Source organism: Microcoleus sp. S28C3 (genome assembly GCF_036700785.1).
GTDB lineage: Bacteria > Cyanobacteriota > Cyanobacteriia > Cyanobacteriales > Microcoleaceae > Microcoleus > Microcoleus asticus.
On sequence record NZ_JAUBPO010000026.1, the window covers coordinates 1 to 20,069 of the forward strand.

General features: G+C 46.7%; 14 protein-coding genes. 3 read left to right on the forward strand and 11 right to left on the reverse strand.

Features of this window, described 5'->3' with window-relative positions; genetic code table 11:
* Positions 1-27 precede the first annotated feature (27 nt).
* The 7 genes from QUA13_RS10115 to QUA13_RS10145 all read right to left on the reverse strand — a co-directional run bounded on the left by QUA13_RS10115 (position 28) and on the right by QUA13_RS10145 (position 8,311).
* The gene (locus QUA13_RS10115; RefSeq protein WP_333198201.1) at positions 28-525 is read right to left on the reverse strand and encodes a class I SAM-dependent methyltransferase; all 498 of its coding nucleotides are present in this window, start codon (positions 523-525) and stop codon (positions 28-30) included.
* Between the two features lie 333 nt (positions 526-858).
* The gene (locus tag QUA13_RS10120; RefSeq protein WP_333198202.1) at positions 859-1,557 is read right to left on the reverse strand and encodes a DUF4276 family protein; all 699 of its coding nucleotides are present in this window, start codon (positions 1,555-1,557) and stop codon (positions 859-861) included.
* A complete protein-coding gene (locus QUA13_RS10125; protein WP_333198203.1) occupies positions 1,557-2,660 on the reverse strand; it encodes an AAA family ATPase in 1,104 nt (367 codons plus the stop codon). The genes QUA13_RS10120 and QUA13_RS10125 overlap by 1 nt, the downstream gene beginning before the upstream one ends.
* A 102-nt stretch (positions 2,661-2,762) precedes the next feature.
* Positions 2,763-4,349: a photosynthetic/respiratory NAD(P)H-quinone oxidoreductase subunit D1 gene (ndhD1, locus tag QUA13_RS10130; RefSeq protein ID WP_445242700.1), complete on the reverse strand. Its 1,587-nt coding sequence runs from the start codon at positions 4,347-4,349 to the stop codon at positions 2,763-2,765.
* Positions 4,350-4,798: 449 nt separating this feature from the next.
* Positions 4,799-6,844, reverse strand: coding sequence for an NAD(P)H-quinone oxidoreductase subunit 5 (locus QUA13_RS10135; RefSeq protein ID WP_333198204.1), 2,046 nt, complete (start codon positions 6,842-6,844; stop codon positions 4,799-4,801).
* A 331-nt stretch (positions 6,845-7,175) separates the two neighbouring features.
* Positions 7,176-7,553: a thioredoxin family protein gene (locus QUA13_RS10140; RefSeq protein ID WP_333198205.1), complete on the reverse strand. Its 378-nt coding sequence runs from the start codon at positions 7,551-7,553 to the stop codon at positions 7,176-7,178.
* Positions 7,554-7,597: 44 nt separating this feature from the next.
* Positions 7,598-8,311: an NnrU family protein gene (locus QUA13_RS10145; RefSeq protein WP_333198206.1), complete on the reverse strand. Its 714-nt coding sequence runs from the start codon at positions 8,309-8,311 to the stop codon at positions 7,598-7,600.
* Between the two features lie 291 nt (positions 8,312-8,602).
* Between QUA13_RS10145 and QUA13_RS10150 the strand changes: the two genes are divergently transcribed.
* Both QUA13_RS10150 and QUA13_RS10155 read left to right on the forward strand, forming a co-directional pair.
* Positions 8,603-9,607: a LysR family transcriptional regulator gene (locus QUA13_RS10150; protein ID WP_333198207.1), complete on the forward strand. Its 1,005-nt coding sequence runs from the start codon at positions 8,603-8,605 to the stop codon at positions 9,605-9,607.
* Positions 9,608-9,739: 132 nt separating this feature from the next.
* Positions 9,740-11,200, forward strand: coding sequence for a serine/threonine-protein kinase (locus QUA13_RS10155; protein WP_333198208.1), 1,461 nt, complete (start codon positions 9,740-9,742; stop codon positions 11,198-11,200).
* A gap of 118 nt (positions 11,201-11,318) precedes the next feature.
* On the opposite strand, the gene QUA13_RS10160 is transcribed toward QUA13_RS10155, so the two are convergent.
* The 4 genes from QUA13_RS10160 to QUA13_RS10175 form a co-directional block, all read right to left on the reverse strand.
* Positions 11,319-12,095 carry an ABC transporter permease gene (locus QUA13_RS10160; protein ID WP_333185522.1) on the reverse strand — a complete coding sequence of 259 codons (777 nt, stop codon included), beginning with the start codon at positions 12,093-12,095 and terminating at the stop codon, positions 11,319-11,321.
* A gap of 180 nt (positions 12,096-12,275) precedes the next feature.
* Entirely contained in the window at positions 12,276-12,995 is a 720-nt protein-coding gene (locus QUA13_RS10165) for an HAD-IA family hydrolase (RefSeq protein ID WP_333198209.1), read from the reverse strand.
* A gap of 91 nt (positions 12,996-13,086) precedes the next feature.
* Positions 13,087-15,003: a S9 family peptidase gene (locus tag QUA13_RS10170; RefSeq protein ID WP_333198210.1), complete on the reverse strand. Its 1,917-nt coding sequence runs from the start codon at positions 15,001-15,003 to the stop codon at positions 13,087-13,089.
* A gap of 161 nt (positions 15,004-15,164) precedes the next feature.
* Positions 15,165-16,358: an NAD(P)/FAD-dependent oxidoreductase gene (locus QUA13_RS10175; protein ID WP_333198211.1), complete on the reverse strand. Its 1,194-nt coding sequence runs from the start codon at positions 16,356-16,358 to the stop codon at positions 15,165-15,167.
* Positions 16,359-16,860: 502 nt separating this feature from the next.
* Between QUA13_RS10175 and QUA13_RS10180 the strand changes: the two genes are divergently transcribed.
* Positions 16,861-19,935: a PAS domain S-box protein gene (locus QUA13_RS10180; RefSeq protein ID WP_333198212.1), complete on the forward strand. Its 3,075-nt coding sequence runs from the start codon at positions 16,861-16,863 to the stop codon at positions 19,933-19,935.
* Positions 19,936-20,069: the final 134 nt, after the last annotated feature.

The window sequence follows — 20,069 nt, forward strand, 5'->3', positions numbered from 1 at the left end:
AGAAGTTTTATCCCTCTGTGGTTGGGACTATATCCTTGAAGCTATATTAAGTGCAACTTCATAGTAAATTGGTATAACTAAATATCCGTTAGGGCAAAGTCGTGAAGCAATTTGACTAAAAAAGTTGCGCCGCTCATCTTGTTGCATAAAGAAGTGAGAAACCAGAAGGCAAGTCGCCGCATCGAAAGAGTGCGATGCGGGCAGTGAATCGAGATAGCCTTCGTGAAAAGTGCAACGTGACGCGATACCACACTCTTCGGCGCGTTGGCGACAGATGTCAAGCATCGGTGCAGCAGGCTCTACCGCAGTAAACTGCCACTGTGGAAACGCTTGAGCCAGATAAATCAATTCCAAGCCGGTTCCCGCACCGACACAGAGAATCCGTGCATCGGTAGGAAGTTCAGAAAGTACCAGGCGGATCAGTAAATGAAGTGCGTCGCGCATCGGAGCCAATTTAGCAAATCTTTTGTCGTAGGAAGAAGCGCGTTCTCGATCGAAAACAATAGATGACTCTTGATTTTGCATTCTGGAAAGCGAATAAGCTTGCAATCTGTATTGTAATAGCTATATGAATTGGATTTTAGCCCCTCGCTTCAAAACTTACTGGGTTCAGGCAAAACAAAAGTAATAAGAATCCTAAAAGCTCGATAAAAAATAGAAAACCCCAAAACCTCGATTATTAAACGAGGTTTTGGGGTTTTCTTCCTCGCATCCGGTTCAAATTACAACTTGCGAGGGTGCGATCGCGCTTGACAAATATCGCACTCTTGGCATAACAATAAGGATAAAAATTAAGAGAGCGATCGCAATACCGAAATGAAGAGCGATCGAGCTACTGGTAATTTTTTTGTTAAATACTCAACTACTAATCCCTTCTCCATTCAAAGATTCGAGTCGTGACAGCCATTTATTGAAGTGATAGCATTTGCTCCTAATTACTTGCAATCCAATTTGTTCAGCTAACAGGGGTCCATAAATAGACTTCGCTTTTCCGTAATCAGGAAAATGCGCAATTATACGCTTGCTAGGTGCTGTTTGCGGCCCATCGTTGATTAACTCAGGTGTCTGATATTGACTAGCGATAGCTTGGAGAGCTTCAATCTCTTTTGTGCGTCCGGCATCAAGATATTTAAAACACTTTGGGGCAGAAAAGAGGTAGGCTTCATATTCATGTAACTGAATATAAGGAATGAACCGATCGTCACCAATATCCTCTGCAAAGCGTTGCTCTAAGAATTCAACTCGCTGTAGCGGATCTTGGCGCATACTCTCGGACTCAGGTAATCCCGGAAAATCAGGATGAATAGCATACAAATCAATCATAGTTGTGAAGAACACATCCGGGGCTTTCTCTTGTTTAAGAAAACGTGTGATGTCATTTTTCATCTGCACATAATTACGACCCCCACCTCGATGTACCTTACCCTTCTTTTTTGCATGAGCAGTAAGTATGGGATTGTGCATAAACACTTCATATTGAGCTAACTGCGGTTTTATCAAAGTGTCGGCGAATGTTTGCTCGGTTTGTCCTTCGGCAAATAGGTAAAGACGCGCCATTAATGCGGTCCTCCCGCAAAGATATTTTTCTCCCACATTTCTCCCAGACTATACTCGTCAAGCCAAGCGTCTAATTCTGTGGGATTTAGCCTCTTAAATTGCGATTCCTTGCCCTCTCGGTTCACCACAATCACATCTTCTGGATCAAAATTATCCAAAAAAGAACTAGATTGGGTACTAATGAGAATTTGTGTATGGAGTGCAGCTTTACTAAACAAATCAGCCACAACATTTAGGGCATAGGGGTGAAGCCCCAATTCCGGCTCATCAACAACAATGAGTGCTGGAAGTTCTTTTTCTGGCTGTAAGAGCAGTGTGGTAAGACATATGGCACGCAAAGTACCATCTGAAAATTGATGCGGCCCAAATACCCGATCTGACTCCTTTTCTAGCCAGTTGAGAATGACACTATTAGATGCGTCTGGCTCAAGAACAAAGTCATCAAAGAACGGTGCAATAAGACGGATGGTTCCGATAATGCGTTGATAAGCTGCACCCTCGTTTTCTTCACGGAACCTCAGAAGTAATGCAGCTAAATTTCCAGCATGAGACTTTAACCATCGATTATCGCCAACATAACAAGATTGACGCACCTCTGCCGTAGATGATGTGTCGTGAAAGTGATACACACGGCAGCGGTTGAGCAAGTATCTGAGCGCCTTTGCCGTTTCCTTGCCTTCCTCTGCTGCTTTGTGTATTTGGGTTTCCTGATGTCCTGCACCCAGTTCGTCAGTTCTAGGAGATGACCAACCCGTTTGTAGAAAGCTCAAGGTTTCTTCGGCAAAGATCAGCGTATCACCAGCCGCATGGAACAGCCGCATCTGGTAGGTATCTACCCCATTGTCAACTTCAAATTCCAGCTTTGCTTCTATTTGGGGCGTTATCTTAGGTCCAAAATGCAAGTAAGATTGGGCGTGCCCGGATCTGCCAATGTAGTATTGGAAGCGTCCACCCATCATCTCGTTGAGCATCTTGAAAAACGATATCATATTGCTCTTGCCTGCCCCATTTGCTCCAATCAGGATATTTAGGGGATGCAAGTCAATATCTATTGCCTTAATAGACTTAAATCCATTGAGGGTTAATCTTTGTAGCCTATTCAAAAGTCAGTCTCCTAAGTCTGCGATAATGTGTTTGCTTTAGAGAAACCCCCAAACCCTATTATTAAAAGGGTTTGGGGGTTTCCTTTTTAAATCCAGTTTAAATTACAACTTGCTCGGCTCGATCGCCGGAGCTCGCAGAGACACAGTTTTATCCGCAGCAGCCTTAGCCACAAGCGACGGCACAGAATCTCGCAATTTTGCAGTCAACTGTACAGTAGTCGCATCATAAACCTGAGTCAGAATTTTCGGATACAAACCAATGCCAATAATCGGCACTAACAGAGCCGCAATAATAAACACTTCTCGCGGTTCCGCATCCACCAATTCCTCGTGTTCCGACAATTCCTTATTCTCAGGCCCGTAGAAGATTTCCCGCAGCATCGACAGCAGATAAATCGGAGTCAAAATCACCCCGACAGCAGCTAGAAATACCACGCAAACTTTAAACACGGGATTGTAAGCATCGCTGGTTGCAAAACCTACAAATACCATCAATTCTGCTACAAAACCGCTCATTCCCGGCAAAGCCAAAGAAGCCATAGAACAAGCAGTCCACATCGCGAAAACCTTCCGCATTTTCTGCCCGACACCGCCCATTTCGTCGAGCATGAGCGTGTGAGTGCGATCGTAAGTGCAACCCACCATGAAGAACAAACTCGCCCCGATTAAACCGTGGGAAACCATTTGCAGCATTGCACCGCTGGTTCCCAAATCAGTAAACGAAGCTATCCCGATTAACACAAACCCCATGTGCGAAATCGAAGAATAAGCAATTTTCCGCTTCAGATTGCGCTGAGCAAAAGAAGTTAAGGCGGCGTAAACAATATTTACCACACCCAAAATTACTAAAATCGGTGCGAAGGTAGCGTGAGCATCTGGGAGCATTCCCGCATTCATCCGCAGCAAAGCGTAGCCGCCCATTTTTAGCAGAATTCCTGCTAGCAACATATGGGCGGGTGCGGTTGCTTCGCCGTGAGCGTCAGGGAGCCAAGTGTGCAGCGGAAAAATTGGCAGTTTGACGCCGTAAGCTATTAAGAAACCTGTGTACAGGAGCAATTCTACATTGGGGGCGTAATCTTTAGCTGCGATCGCCCGCATATCAAAAGTCACCGTATCGCCGTAAAACGCCATCGTCAGCGCGCCAACCAAAATAAACAGCGAACCCCCTGCGGTGTACAGGATAAACTTAGTTGCTGCGTAGAGGCGCTTCTTGCCGCCCCAGATTGACAAAATCAGATAAACTGGCACTAATTCCAGTTCCCAAACTAAGAAAAAAAGCAACATATCCTGCACGGCAAAAACTGCAATTTGCCCGCCGTACATTGCCAACATCAAAAAGTAAAATAGCTTTGGTTTAAAAGTAACCGGCCAAGCCGCTAAAGTAGCTAGCGTAGTAATAAAACCCGTCAGCAAAATCAGCGGCATCGACAACCCGTCAGCACCCACAGACCAATTTAAATCGAGTTGCGGCACCCAAGAGTAACTTTCTACCAGTTGCAGTCCCGGATTGTTAAAGTCGTACTGAGTGTAAAAAGCGTAAACAAGCAGAGCAAAATCAATCAAACCCACAATTAGGGCATACCACCGCACCGTCTTGCCATCCTTATCGGGAATGAAAGGAATCAGCAAGGACGCAGCAATGGGAAACAGAATTGTTGTTGTTAACCAGGGAAAGTTAGCTGTATCCATTGCGTTTTAAAATTATCCATCAGTTATTAGGTTTAAACACCTTTTTGCAATTTTAGCCTAAATTTTATACTTTCTTTATACGGAACAAACTTTTTTGCTATTATTTGGACAAATTATGCGATCGCAACAGTTCATTTTAATAAAAGATTTATTTCTATTTGCTAACTGTCAATTGTGATTTATTAACCTGATACCATTTCTTAAAATATCTCCTAGTGAGGATACGGCAATTCCCAAAGCGTGTGATTTTAAGCCTAAAACCCTTGATAAATATTGCTTTTACCTGATTCTAGATCCCCCTAAATCCCCCTTAAGAAGGGGGACTTTGAGAAGATTCCTGTCCCCCCTTTAAGAAGGGGGGCTAGGGGGGATCGAACGCTAATCGTCAGACACTAGACCCGTACTAGGTTTGACATTAAGTTGACACTAAATGCCGTGTCCCTACAGATTTAACTGACTCCCGAAACGATCGCAAAACCCAGAACTGCGACAAACACAATCAGGGCATAAAATTGAGCGCGACCGCTCTCAAAGTATTTCAAACCTTCGCCCGTAACCAGGGTGATAAGCCCTGTTAAGTTGACTACACCATCGACGACCCGCAAGTCCACTTCCATGACTTGCCGCGCTAAACGGCGGCTGCCTTTGACAAAGAGAAAATCGTTGATATCGTCGAGATACCACTTGTTGAGGGAGAACTCGTAAAGCGGTTTGATTTTTTGGGCGATCGCCCCAGCATCTATTTTACGGCTCAAATACATCAGAGAAGCCAAAGTAATGCCCAGCAAAGCAATACCTACAGAGCTTCCGCCCATAATCAAAAATTCCGTCAAATTGAACTCAGCAGCGTGTTCCAAAACTTGTTCGAGAGACTCTCCAGGAGCGCGAACAAACTGCTCGAAATAATTGGCAAACGGCGTACCGAGAAAACCGATAAACACAGAAGGTACTGCCAGCAAAACTAGCGGCAGAGCCATTGTTAGAGGAGATTCGTGAGGGAAATGGTCGTGATCGTCGTGGCTGTCGCCAGTTGGTGCCAATTCCTTAACGTTCATCGCTCCCGGGCCAAAAACAACACCGGGTTGCAGGAGTTGCCGCTTGATGGCGCTGTCATTGCCCCGGAATTCGCCCTCAAAGGTGCTGAAATACATCCGGAACATATAAAACGCGGTCATCCCGGCCGTCAGCCAGCTAACAGCCCACAGAGCGGGATTTGCTGCGAAGGCGCTGGCGAGGATTTCGTCTTTTGACCAGAAACCAGCAAACGGCGGAATTCCGCAGATTGCTAAATTGCCGATTAAAAAGCAACTAGCGGTAATCGGCATATATTTCCGCAAGCCGCCCATCACTCGCATATCTTGAGCGAGAGCCGGGTTGTGGCCGACGACATCTTCCATACCGTGAATGACTGAACCCGAACACAGGAACAGCATTGCTTTGAAATAAGCGTGCGTCATCAAGTGGAAAAGTCCGGCACTGTAAGCGCCGATGCCCATTGCCATCACCATGTAGCCGAGTTGGGAGATGGTGGAGTAGGCTAAGCCTTTTTTGATGTCATTTTGGGTAATCGCGATCGAAGCACCCATAAATGCGGTAAAACAGCCGGTGCAGGCGATCAAATTCATGACTGCCGGCAGCCCTTCAAACACTGGGTACATCCGAGCGATCAGGAATACGCCGGCGGCTACCATTGTCGCGGCGTGGATTAAGGCCGAAATCGGTGTCGGGCCTTCCATTGCGTCTGGCAGCCAGACGTGGAGGGGGAATTGAGCAGATTTGGCTGCTGGCCCCAAAAATATCAGGACGCCGAAGATTGTCGCCAGAGTCGCCGAAAGAGCACCGGATTCAACTAAAGAGTGCAGACGTTCGCCCATCACCTCAAATTCAAAGCTGCCGGTGGCCCAGTAAATGCCGAGGATGCCCAGCAGCAGGCCGAAGTCGCCGACGCGGTTGGTGACAAAAGCTTTTTGGCAAGCGTCAGCAGCGGGTTTGCGATCGTACCAAAATCCGACTAGCAGGTACGAACACATACCTACGAGTTCCCAAAAAATGTAAATCTGAACGATGTTCGGGCTGATTACCAGACCCAACATCGACGCGCTGAAGATGCTCAGGTAGGCGTAGAAGCGCACGTACCCGTCATCGTGAGCCATGTAGCCGTCGGTGTAAATCATCACCAAAAAGGCGACCGTGGTTACGATCGCCAGCATTACCGCCGTCAGGGGGTCGATGATATAGCCCATATTCAGCGAGAAGTCGCCTGCAGAAGCCCACTGAATAGTGCGGGTGTAGGGTGCGTGGCCCTGTAGTTGACTCCACAGCAATGCGAAAGATAGTACCATTGACCCTCCGAGTGCGGAGACGATTAATATCGCATTCGCTTGTCGGAGTTTGTTGGTTGCCTGGTTAAAGGTGATTAAGCCTAGACCTACTAGCATTGCGCCTGCCAGCGGCAGGACTGGAATCAGCCAAGCGTATTGATAAAGCAGTTCCATGACTGATAGGTAGTTTAAAGTTTCTACTAGATATTGCCAAAACTGTAAACAATTGTGACACACGCCTGCGCGACTGGGCCAAAATACTCGATCCAATTCTTTAAGTATTGCTATAGTCGAGTGCAATCACGAGCGAGACGATCGCACTAAACGCCGAAAATTATTATGCCGGTGAAAACGGAAACTATACGACAAATCTCACAGTCCTGTGAATTCAAGACGGCGAGATTTATTGTGGTGTCTGATGCTTGATGGACAAATGGGGAAAGCCTTCTGCTTTCTACATAAAAGCCGAAGGCTTTGTAAACAAGAGCCGAATGCCTTGAAACCGTTACCTCTTGGCTACTTCCTGAAGTTGCAGCCGTTGAGATGGGGAAACTACGTGAGCCGCCAGCATCCAGGAATCCAGAGTCCGCCGCAGTTCCTCGCGTCCTTGGTAGTCTTCAAATCTACATCGAACTTTATCGCCCTCAAACAAAATCAGGGTTGGCAGACTTGTCAGCCGGTAATTGTGGGCCAACTTGAAACATTGATCGGCATTCACCCCTACCAGCTTGACTTTTCCTGCCCACTGTTCCTCAAAAGCCTTAAGCGTGGGGTCGATCGCGCGGCACAAACCGCACCAAGGCGCCGAAAAGTGAACTAAAACGGGGGTAGAGGCTTGAAACACCTCTTGTGCAAAAGTGCGTTCGCTAACCGACAACACCATGATCCCTCAAAATTTAATAATTTTTTTCTATCCTAGGGATCATGCTACCAGTATATGTTCCTAGTGACACGCATCAAAAAAGGATGAATTTTCCACAGCAGGCCTGTAAAAATGACTACACCTACGTAGGAAGGCCGCAAAAACTCAAGCAAATCAAGGGTTTGACGCTTTTGTAGGATTGCCAAAAATGGAATTATTGAGGTTCGAGATTTGATGGTTTCAAAGGATTCTCCAAAACGAGCCTGAAGCCGCCTGTCGCCGTGCCACACTCCGAACAGGTGGTGAAGTACCAAACCGATGGAAGTGACGAGGGTAAAGCTAGTGCCAATCCACAGCGTGTGAGCCACGCACCAAATCACTTGTCCCACCATTTGCGGGTGACGGGTGATGCGAATGATGCCGGCTTCGTAGAGGTGAACTTGGGGCTTTTGGACGGCGGCAATTTCTAGGAGGTTGAAAGTTGCTGGGTACAGAAACAGGAAGGAAATTGCCGAAAGTATCCAAACTGCGGGTTTAACTCCGGGTACTCCCTGTACTTGCCAAAGCTGCAAACCGTCGTAACGGTGGTTGAAAAAGTAGACAACCAGAATGACGGCTAGCGGCAAACTGACAAGGGCAAACAAAACGCGGTAAAGTCTCGGCCCGATCAGCTTTTCACCTTTGGGCCGGAGGGCTGCTAAACCGCTGTGGGCGATCGCAAAAACCAGTAACAGGCCCAGAATAACTAAGTGGGAGTCGAGCGCCAAGTCGATCGTCATTGCAAATATTAAGAAAAGTTATTGATTCTCTGCCAATTTGTGTCACAAAGTATCTATGGGAGCATTCAGCGGTTATCAGTCATCAGTCATCAGTCATCAGTCATTAGTGACCGAATAACAACTAAAGACAGAGGACGGAGGACGAGTAAAACTGCCTGTAAGGTTGCGTCTGTTGCAGCCAAATGACTGAAATCGAAGTCAACTCCGACTTTTCCAAATCGAACAAGCTTGTCGATTGACCGCAGAGATTGACAGAAGACCCGCCCCTACACCAACTGACAATTTAGATATATGTCTGACCTTCCTTTCACTTTAGACCAGTTACGCATTCTCAAGGCGATCGCCTCTGAAGGAAGCTTCAAACGCGCCGCGGACAGCCTCTATGTATCCCAGCCAGCAGTTAGCTTGCAGGTGCAAAACTTAGAGAGACAATTGGACGTGCCGCTGTTTGACCGGGGGGGGCGGCGGGCGCAACTGACCGAAGCCGGACACCTGCTGCTGAGTTACGGCGAGAAAATTTTATCGCTTTGCCAGGAAACTTGTCGAGCTCTGGAAGACTTGCAAAATCTGCAAGGCGGTACTTTGATCGTCGGCGCTTCTCAAACAACGGGGACGTATTTGCTGCCCCGGATGATCGGGATGTTTCGCCAAAAGTACCCGGATGTAGCAGTACAGCTTCACGTTCACTCGACCCGCCGCACGGCGTGGAGTGTGGCCAACGGGCAAATCGATTTGGCAATTGTTGGCGGAGAAATTCCTACCGAACTTGTAGAAGCTTTAGAAATTGTTCCTTACGCTGAGGACGAACTGGCTCTGATTCTCCCTCCATCTCACCCGATGGTACAGCAAGAAAGTATCCAAAAAGAAGACCTTTACAAATTGCAGTTTATATCCCTCGATTCGCAGTCTACTATCCGCAAAGTAATCGATCAGGTACTGACTCGCTGCGGCATTGACACGCGCCGCTTGAAAATTGAGATGGAGCTAAATTCGATCGAAGCAATTAAAAATGCCGTTCAGTCGGGGCTGGGAGCTGCTTTTGTCTCGGTTTCGGCGATCGAAAAAGAGTTACTCATGGGTGTTTTGCACAAATCTCAAATGAACGAAGTTTTGGTAACTCGGATTTTGTCCCTGATTTACAACCCCAACCGCTACCGTTCTAAAGCTGCGGAGGCTTTCAGCAATGAAATTTTGCCCCAGTTTGCTACTTATTCCACCATCCACGAGAAGAAAGAACCCCCGGCGATCGATTTGGGATTCATAGAAATAGCAACTCCCAACTCGGCGGGAAGTTAATCTCTTAGGTCGCCGGCAGTTAGCAGTTCGCGGTTAGTTGAGAAATCGAAATCTGGTTTAACAATCACTTTTTCTTCTTTCTTCCCTTTTCCTTTTTCCTTCTTCCTTCTTCCTTCTTCTTACCAAACCAAAATGGAAGTTTACTGCACCCGCCCGGGCTGCCCGCGGCCTCAAAACTATTTTCCCGACCTCAATGACAGTTCGCTGCTGAAAACGGTGCAGCAAAAGTTTTGCACGACTTGCGGGATGCCCCTGATTTTGGGCGGTCGCTATCTGCCAGTGAGGTTGTTGGGTCAAGGCGGTTTTGGGGCGGCGTTTTTAGCCAGAGACCGCTATACTCCGGCGATGCGGCAGTGCGTTGCTAAACTTTTGCAGCCGTCGGTAAGTCTGACTCCGGCACAGCTAAAAATCGCTCAAACTCTGTTTGAACGGGAAGCGGCGGTGCTGGAAGAACTGGGAAACGAACATTCGCAAATTCCGAGTTTGCTGGCGTTTTTTGAGCTGACTGTTACGAGTTTGCAGGCTGGGAAAAACGATCAGTTTTTCTATCTGGTTCAAGAATTTATTGACGGTAAAAATTTGGAGGATGAACTGGCTGTTAAAGGCAGGTTTTCGGAGGCGGAAACGGTGGAGGTGCTGCGGGAAATTTTGAAGGTTCTCGATTTTGTGCACTCTCGCGGTTCAATTCACCGGGATATTAAACCTGCTAATATTATGCGGGGTAAAAACGGTCGGCTTTATTTATTAGATTTTGGGGCTGTTAAACAAGTAACACAAAGTGTTGGGAGTGCAAAAGCTTCGACTGGTATTTATTCTTTGGGTTACGCTCCGCCAGAACAGATGAGCGGACAAGAAGTGTATCCGGCAACGGATTTGTATGCTTTGGGTGTGACTTGCATTACTTTGCTGAGCGGTTTGCAGCCGGCGGAGCTTTTTGATAGTTACAGAAACGAGTGGAATTGGCAGTCGCGGGTGCAGGTAAGTTCGCGTTTGGCTCACGTTCTCGATCGAATGTTATTATCAGCTCCCAGCCAGCGTTTTCAGTCGGCAGCGGAGGTGGAAGCGGCTTTGAAATACAATTCTCAACAGCCTACGAGGGTCGTGGTACCGCCGACAGTCAGGACTCAGACTCCCCTACAGACTCAGCAGCTACCGCCGACTCAGCAGCCTCCTGTGCCTGTTCCTGCAACTCCTCCGTCTGCCCTGCAACCTTCGCCGAGAAGGGGTTTTTCGATTTGGGAGGTTTTGTCCGGGGCGGCGTTTACGGGTTTTGAGGGGGGGCTGCTGGCGATCGCCCTGACGAGTTTGCCGTTTTCTCCGAGTGTTGGTATCGGATTGTTGGGGATGATTGTGGCGGGTTTGATTTACGGGCAGTACCGCAGGGCGATCGAACAAACTGAGATGTTGATTATTGGTGCAGGTACTGTGGCTTTGCTGTGGTTTTTCCCGGCTTTACAGACGGCGGCAGTTGCGATTTATCCGAATTCTCCGATCACTGGCGTGTTATTTGTGGGATGGTTGGGTGCTTTGGGTGCGATCGCTGGAACAGCTATTTTTCGGTTGATTTATAAGTTACTTTCTCATATCTTTTAAGCCAATAGTTAATGACTAATAACCACATTACTGGACTGAGCACCGGTATTATGTAGGGTGCGCAGTGCGCACCTTACAGCTATTATGTAAGTTTTGGACTAATGACTAATGGCTTCTTTTAGTCTTGCTGGGTAGTAAATTGGCGGGCGCCGATTAAAGAAAAGGCGATCGCAGCCACTAACAAAACAGGTATGCTGTACCACGGAAACTTTGCCATATCGTAAGCAGCGGCTCTCAATCCAATGCTGGCATAAGTCAACGGCAACAGATATACTATTCCTTTCAGGGCTACGGGTAGCGACGCTGGGTCGAAAAATGTCGCTCCTAAAAATGACATCGGAGTTATCAGAAAATTGTTATACAATCCGACTGATTCCAGAGATTTTACGGTTAACCCAACTATCACTCCCAGGCCCGCAAATACAGCGGAGTTGAGAATTATCACTAACAAAAATAGTGGATTCAGAAAGACGAGCTTTTGAGTAAACAAAACTGCTACTAAAATCACAGAAACTGAAGTCAGCATTCCCCGTAATATTCCTGCTAGCATTTTGCCCGCGTGCAAAGCGATCGGGTGTACTGGCAGCAACAGCAATTCCTCAAATGTTTTAGTAAAAAGGCGTTCGCCGCAAATCGAAAATACTGTGCCGGTAAAACTTACTGTCATCGATGAGAGTGCTACCATTCCCGGCAGCATAAATTCTAGATAATTGCTGCCAATTGCAGGTTTTGGCAATGAACTTCCCAACCCAAAACCAAAAGCTAGAATGTAAATTACTGGGGATACTAAACCAGCGGCGGCAACTGGCAGGATTCGGACTCGCAAATCTAACCATTCTCCCCAAAACACGGTGATTGTGTCTGTTAATATAGTTGTCAGCGATGTTTTTTTCATGATTAGATACTACGGTCTCCCTATAGCAGTAAAGCTATTGATGTATTTATTAAATGTTGTACGTTAGTTAATAACGGTAAAGTGCGCAGCGCGCACCCTACAGATAACCATAAGGTGCTCAGCGCGTACCTTACAGATAATTGATTTATTAAATTGTGTACGTCAGTTAAAATTGTAAAGTTAAAAGGTTAAATAATCAAGGCTGCTGCACTGTTCTATTTTCGTTTCTGTTAAAGGAATTTTGCCGGATTCTACTTTTTCCAGTTCTCGGTTCAACCAAATTGCTTTTAATCCAGCGGCTTTAGCACCGCAATAATCTGCTTTGAAGCTGTCGCCGATATGCAAAACATTCTCGGCAATGCAGTTGTGCTTTTGCAAAGCTGCGGTGAAAATTTGAGACTGGGGTTTTGCTGCACCAACTTCGGTAGAAATTGTCACTGATGTGAAATATTCTGCTAAATTGAGTGCTTTTAATACTGCATAAATTCTGGAATCGAAATTCGATACTAATGCTAATTCAATTCCTTGTTGCTGCCACTTATTTAATGCTGGCAATACGTCGGGATAGACAAACCAAGGTTCGGCGGTGGCAAAATGAGCGTAGAGTTCGGCAAAGAATTTGGGAAAGTCTGAAAATTGGTGGAAAACGCCTGCTATTTGAAAAGCTTTCGCGGCAACTGTTTGCCACCACTCAAATTCTAGCTGGGGAATTTTTGCTGTTTCTATCCCTGGAAATGCCATCGGACTTGCTGAGGCGAAGCTTTGGGAAAATGCTGCATTTAACTCTTCACTTTTAACTGTTACTCCAAACCTCTTGGCTAGTTTTCCGTAGACTTCGCCGACGCTGCCGCGAACGTCAAATAGTGTACCGGCGGCGTCTAAAAAAATTACTTTGGTCATTTGTTATTTGTTATTTGTTTGTAGTAAGAACTTCAGTCTTGATTGCCTAGGATTTTAGGTTTGAGGGCTTCCGTCCTCACTACAAACTTTTTCAGTTGTGAGTTATTTGCGGATTCACGATACCAGAATGATTGGCAATGTTGCCCGCAGGTTCAAATCTGCCTCCTAAATATTTGGCTAGGAATTCTTCGGCGATCGCATAAAAGTGCAGGCGATTTTCCGGGCGCGCAAATCCGTGTCCTTCGTCTGTATAAAGCACGTATTCTACAGGTTTGCCGGCTTGCTTCATGGCATTGACAATTTGCTCGCTTTCTGCTTCTTTGACTCGCGGGTCGTTGGCACCTTGGCCGATTAGTAAAGGTTTCTGGATGCGATCGACAAAAAATAAAGGCGATCGCGATTGCAAAAACTCTGGTTCTGTTTCCAAATTGCCGATGCGGTGAGACTCCATTCCTTTCAGCGCTTCCCAGTAAGGGGGAGTAGTTTGCAGCAGCGTAATCAAATTGCTTGGCCCGACAATATCGACGGCGCAGGCAAAAACATCGGGACTAAAAGTCAATCCCACTAAGGCAGCATAACCACCGTAAGAACCGCCCATAATCGCAATTTTATCTGGTTGGGAAATTCCTGTTTCTACCAGCCAATTAACCCCATCTAGCAAGTCGTCGTGCATCTTAGCGGCCCATTCGCGATTGCCGGCATTGAGAAAGGCTTTGCCGTAGCCGATGGAACCGCGAAAATTGATTTGCAAAACGGCGTAACCTCGGTTTGCCAACCATTGGGCTTGTGGATTGTAACCCCAGGTATCGCGTGCCCAGGGGCCACCGTGAACAAGCAAGACTGTCGGTACGGGTGTGGCGACACCAACCGGTTTTGTCAGGTAGCCGTGAATGGTTAAACCATCTCTTGCGGTGTAAGAAATGGGTTCTATTGATGATAGCGGTAGCCCTTCGAGTTTTGGTTGGTTGCTGAACAGAAAGGTGCAGGTTTTGGAAGCGCGATCGTAGGTATAGTAGTAAACTGGGCCGTCGTCTGTCCTGTAAGTAATTAGCCAAGTAGTGTCGGCGAGGTTGCGGCTGGTGAGGTCGAATTCGCCGGGTCCCAATTTGCCGATCGCCTCAAAATCCTCTGCTATGCTTTGATCTAAAATCTGCCACTCTTGCTTGTCTTTGTAGAAGGAAACTGCTTGAATCTCTCGCTTGGTGGGGTGTATCAAAATATCGCCGACATCGTATTCTGGGTCAGAGGCGATCGCAGTTTCTTGTTTCGTTTCCAAGTCGAATGCGATCAAACGTTCGGCGTTAGCATCGTGATTGCCAATGATGTAAAGAATCTTGCCGTTTTCTGAGAACATGAAGGGACCTCCTTCGTCGTCTGGGCCCCAGCTTCGCAGGCTTTCCCAAGGCTTGTCGGCAGTTTCCCTACCTAGCAATTCTGAGCCGCCGTCAGTAGTTGTGGCTATGGCCGCCCGCACTTGAAATTGAGGGTCAGCAGTCCAACCGACGATGTTACCTGGGTTTTCGGTGTCGAGTTCAACGGCACCATTTTTGAGGTTGATGCGGTAAACGTCGTGTTTGCTGCGATCGCGGATGTTCATTCCCACTAATATTTCATTGGGGAAGTTGCGGTCAAAGGCGATCGGCTGAGCTTGAACGCCTTGAAATGGTGTCAAGTCGCGAACCTGATTTGAGTGGATATTGACTGAGAACAAATGCCAGTTTTCATCACCCTCGGCATCTTGGAGGTAAATTAACTCTTCGCCGCTGTAAGTCCAGAAAAAGATGCGGATGCCTCGTTTTTTATCGGCTGTCAGTTGGCGATCGTCTGCTTGACCGACGGTACGCAATTGCACTTGCAAAACGTTGTTTTCATCTGGTGCAATGTAGGCGATATACTTGCCGTCGGGTGAAAGTTGGGGGCGGGTTTTTTCGGGGTTGCCGAACAGAATTTCTCGCTCGATTAGGGGGGGAAGTTCTGTTTTTTGCTGTTGAATTGTAGGAGTTTGCATTTTGTATTTTCCCTAAGATTTTCTATAGGAACGGGCAAGATGCCCATTCCACAAGAACATTGAATTTTTGTGGAACAGGCATCTTGCCCATTCCACAAGAACATTGAATTTTTGTGGAACAGGCATCTTGCCTGTTGCCGATCTATTTGAAAAAGCATCGATTAGCTTTTAAGCAACTCTTGAATCGGCTTGCTAATCCAATTGAAACCAACTTTTAGTTGATGGTCAAATGTTGGCATCCGATAGAGATAAGCTAAACGGCGAGCAATGTGGGCCAGTTGTCCGTCGAGTTGAATTCCTACACCGGCTAGGGTGGCGTTGTCAATTCCTAATGTCATCATTTCTCCTAGCGGCTGATAGCGGAAAGGAAGTAATGGGCGGCCGGTGAGGGAGGCCCAAATGTTCCAGGCGGTGTAGTCAGCTTGCTGGAAGGCTGTTTGGGCTGTTGCGGGGACTTTTTGACCTGTTGCATCCTGACATTCTGCTAAGTCTCCCAAGGCAAATATGTCTGGATGGTCGATAATTTGCATTGTCGGATTGACTGTTAATTGACCGCGGCGGTTTTGTTTGAGGGGTAGCGATCGCACGGCTTGACTAACTTGAGTTCCTACTGTCCACAGCACTATGTCTACGGGGAGAACATCTAATTGTCCTTTGTAAAGTAAGGATATTGTGTCTGCTTCGATCGCCTCTACAGTTGTTTCTAAGTCGATCCACACTTTCCGTTTGTCTAAAGCTTTGGTGGCGGCTTCGCGGTTAAACTCCGGTGATGTTTGCAGAATCTTGTCGCTTTGCTCGACTAACCGCACGCGACCTTTGTCTCCGAGTCGATCGGCTAATTTACAAGCTAATTCTACTCCCGAATAACCGGCGCCGACGATCGCAACCCGAATTTTGTCGGTGTTGCTGGCTTCTAAAAATCGCAGTCTTTCTTCTAAGCGGTAGGCGTCGTCGAGGGTGCGAAACGAGTAAGCGTATTCAACGGCACCCTTGACCATATCTAGGGGGGTTTCGCCGCCTAAAGCTAAAACTAGGCGATCGCACGGAATTTCTGGCCCGTCGTGCAACTGCACTCGCTTTTCATCCACATCGATGCCGGAGACAGTACCTTGACAAAAGCGCACACCTGTTTTTTGCAAGACTTCGGCAAACGGTGGGGCAATTTCCCAGGTTTGGAGTTCGCCGGTTAGGAGTTCGTACAGCAGGGGAACGAACAAAAATCTATCGCGGCGGTCAACTAAGACAATTTCGGGTTTTTCGGCTGGGGAGAAGGGTAACTGACTCAAGCGCAGGGCTGTGTAGAGTCCGCCGAAGCCTCCGCCGAGAATGCAAATCCGGGGTTGTTGTTGAGTCATGGTGTTTTGTTTGAGGGGCGATCGGTAGCAAGGCAACTTATCTTATTGTAACGAGAGTCGGGGAGTGGGGGAGTGGGAGAGTAGGAGAGTGGGAGAGGGGGAGTGGGAGAGTGACCTGGGAAAATCTTCCCTCTTTGCCTCAGACCTCAACATCCATCCGTTAAATCCGTTAAACTCACATTTTGCACCATTCTCGCTTAACAGGTTTTCGGGCGTCTTCCACAAAGAATGAATTTCTTGTGGGGTGGGATTTTCTAGCCCGCCCCTAAAAGCCTTATTGAGAATGGTGCAACATCCATCCGTTAAATCCGTTGCCGAACAGTTTTCTACATTTCTAGCCTTGATTAGCTTTACCTATCAACCACCCTCAAATTTTCTGAATGTTCGCAGAACTAATTTTGTACTATATTAGTTTATAACGAATTTTTTCGGAAATTAAATTTACTTTTTATAGGGTCATCTACTCTAACACTTGCTTTCGCACTCACAAGTGAAAAAAATCATGCAAATTTCCTCGAATTCTTCTAAATTTAAGAACGGCGATCGCAATAACGAAGATGGCTCATCTTTGCTAAGCAGCGAAGAAAAATATAAAAATTTAGTAGCTAATATTCCCGGTGCTGTCTACCACTGTACCTGCGACTGTACGAGCCCCGACGGGGAATTAACACGGACAATGGCGTTTTTGAGCGATGCCGTTCAAGAAATATCAGGCTATCCATCTTCGGATTTTATCAACGATCGCGTCCGTTCTTTTTCCAGCATTATCCATCCTCAAGACCGCAAAAATGTGGATGCTACTGTCAAAAAAAGTGTAGCAACTAGAACTCCGTACATCCTTAAATATCGCATTGTCCGGGCTGACGGCGAAATTAGCTGGGTTTACGAAAAAGGTCAAGCTGTTTGCTGCGAGACCCAGGAGGGTAGAGGAAGACAAGAGATAGAAGGGGAAATTGAGGGATTTTTGTCGGCTGTGGTTTCGCCGGTTTCGCCGATCGCAAGTTCTCTGTGTCGGGTTGTCTATCTCGACGGAGTAATTTTGGATATTACGGAACGAAAGCGAGCTGAGGAAGATCTGCGAAACACTAAAGATTTTCTGAATGCGGTACTGCAAAATCTGCCGATTAGCGTCTTTATTAAAGATGCTGTAGAGCAAAAATTTATTTATTGGAATACTGCTAGCGAGGAATTGTTTGGGTATTCCAGGGATGAAGTGCTCTTAAACAATGCTGCTGACTTGTTGGAGTCAGATCATGCCAATTACTTGCAAGCACAAGATTTAGAAGTCCTTGCAACGAGAAAAGGCGTCGATTTGCCCGAACAAACTATCGAACTTCCGCACCGAGGAAAGCGGATTTTGCACACGAAAAAAGTTCCTTTGTTTGACGATTCGGGCGCGCCTAAGTACATTCTGGGTATTGCTGAAGATATTACGGAAAGCAAAAAAAATGAAACAGAATTGTCGCGCTTGGCCATTGTGGCTCAAAAAACCCAAAATGGTGTGATTATTACTGATGCTCAAGGCTGCATTGAATGGGTGAATGAAGGATTTACTCGGATTAGCGGTTACGTGCTGGCAGAAATGCAGGGAAAAAAACCGGGTGATGTATTGCAAGGCCCTCAAACAGACCCGCTAGCTATTGCTCAACTGAGATCGGCTTTGGCTGCTGGTGTGCCCTTTAATCAGGAAATTTACAACTACAACAAGGATGGAAAGGGTTATTGGGTGGCGCTTTCGATCGCCCCAATTTATCAAGAAACAGGGGAACTCGAAGGTTTTATAGCGGTGCACACTGATATTAGCGATCGCAAACAGACAGAGGAAGTGCTCAGGAAGAGCGAGAGTTATTACCGCTGCATTGTCGAGACGGCTTCGGAGGGCGTTTGGATGTTTGACAGCGAAAGTATCACGACTTTTGCTAACTCTCGGATGGCCGAAATGCTGGGGTATACTGTGGAGGAAATGCTGGGGCGATCGCTATTTGAGTTTATCGACTGCGAATCTAGGGAAATAGCTGAAAGTTATGTCCAGCGCAGGCGGGAAGGCATTCGCGAACGCCACGATTTTAAGTTTACTCGCAAAGACGGATCTCACTTGTGGGCGATCGTGTCGGCGACGCCAATGTTCGACGCTGAGGGCGAATTTTCCGGGGTTTTGCGGATGATTACTGATATTAGCGATCGCAAACAAGCCGAAGCAGAATTGCGCCAAACTCTCAAAGAGTTGGAATTTGAAAAATTTGCTTTGGATCAATCGGCAATTGTCTCGAATACCGACGAATTCGGAGCAATTACCTATGTCAACGATCAATTTTGCGAACAATTTAAATATTCCCGAGAAGAACTGATCGGCAAAACCCACAGACTTGTCAATTCTGGCTATCACCCAGCAGATTTTTTCAAGAAGCTTTGGTCAACCATCCGCCAGGGAAAAGTTTGGCGGGGAGAAATGAAAAATCAAGCTAAAGACGGCACATTATTCTGGTTGGATACTACGATTGTACCTTGCTTAAATACCAGCGGAGAACCGCATCAATATGTAGCAATTCGCAAAGATATTACCAAGCGCAAACGCGCCGAAGAAGCGGTGCAGCTTTCCGAAAGTCAATTGAGGAGTAAGAATCAAGAATTGGCAAAAGCCCTGCGGGACGTGCATAAAACTCAAAGCATGATGGTTCAAAATGAAAAAATGGTAAGTTTGGGGCAATTAGTCGCTGGCGTTGCTCACGAAATTAACAATCCAGTTAGCTTTATTTACGGCAACGTTATGCACGCTAACGATTACTTTAAAGACTTGCTAAAAATGCTGCAACTTTACCAGCAGGAATACCCCCACCCCACACCGGCAATTCAACAAGAGATACAAGAGATAGATTTGAATTTTATGCTCACAGATTTACCGAATCTGTTAAATTCCATGAAAATGGGAGCAGAGCGAATTCGCCAGATCGTGCTGTCGCTGAAGAATTTTTCGCGATTGGACGAAGCCGAACAAAAGCAGGTGGATATTCACGAAGGGATTGAAAGCACTTTGTTGATTTTGCAGCATAGGTTAAAAGAAACGGCAGGACATCCGAAAATTACCCTGCTCAAGCAGTTCGGAAATTTGCCCCGCGTACAGTGTTATGCAGGACAGTTGAATCAGGTATTTATGAATATTATTGGCAATGCAATTGATGCTGTGGAAGAGGCAATGGAGACTGGACAGTGGGCGGAGGGGGAACTGGCGCCTATTCCTTATTGTCCTTCGCCGACACTGCGGATTTGTACTGATGTAAAATATGAACAGGATGCTTTGAGGCAGGCAGATTCTGCTGTTTCTGATGATTCAATTCGGCATCCTTCTCATATTGTGATTCGGATTGCTGACAACGGGCCGGGGATTCCGATAGATGTTCACAAAAGGCTGTTCGATCCGTTTTTTACTACGAAAGAACCTGGTAAAGGTACTGGTTTGGGGCTGTCTATCAGCTATCAAATTGTGGTGGAAAAGCACGGCGGTGTGCTGAGGTGCGATTCTGCACCGGGTCAAGGCACGGAATTTGCGATCGAGATTCCTGTGGCGAATAGTCAGTAGTCAGTAGTCAGTAGTCATTAGTCTTTAGTCTTTAGTCAGTTGGCAGTTGGCAGTAGTAAGTTGTCAGTTGTCATTAGTTAACAGTCAACAGTCAACAGCTAACAGCTAACAGTCAACAGTCAACAGTCAACAGT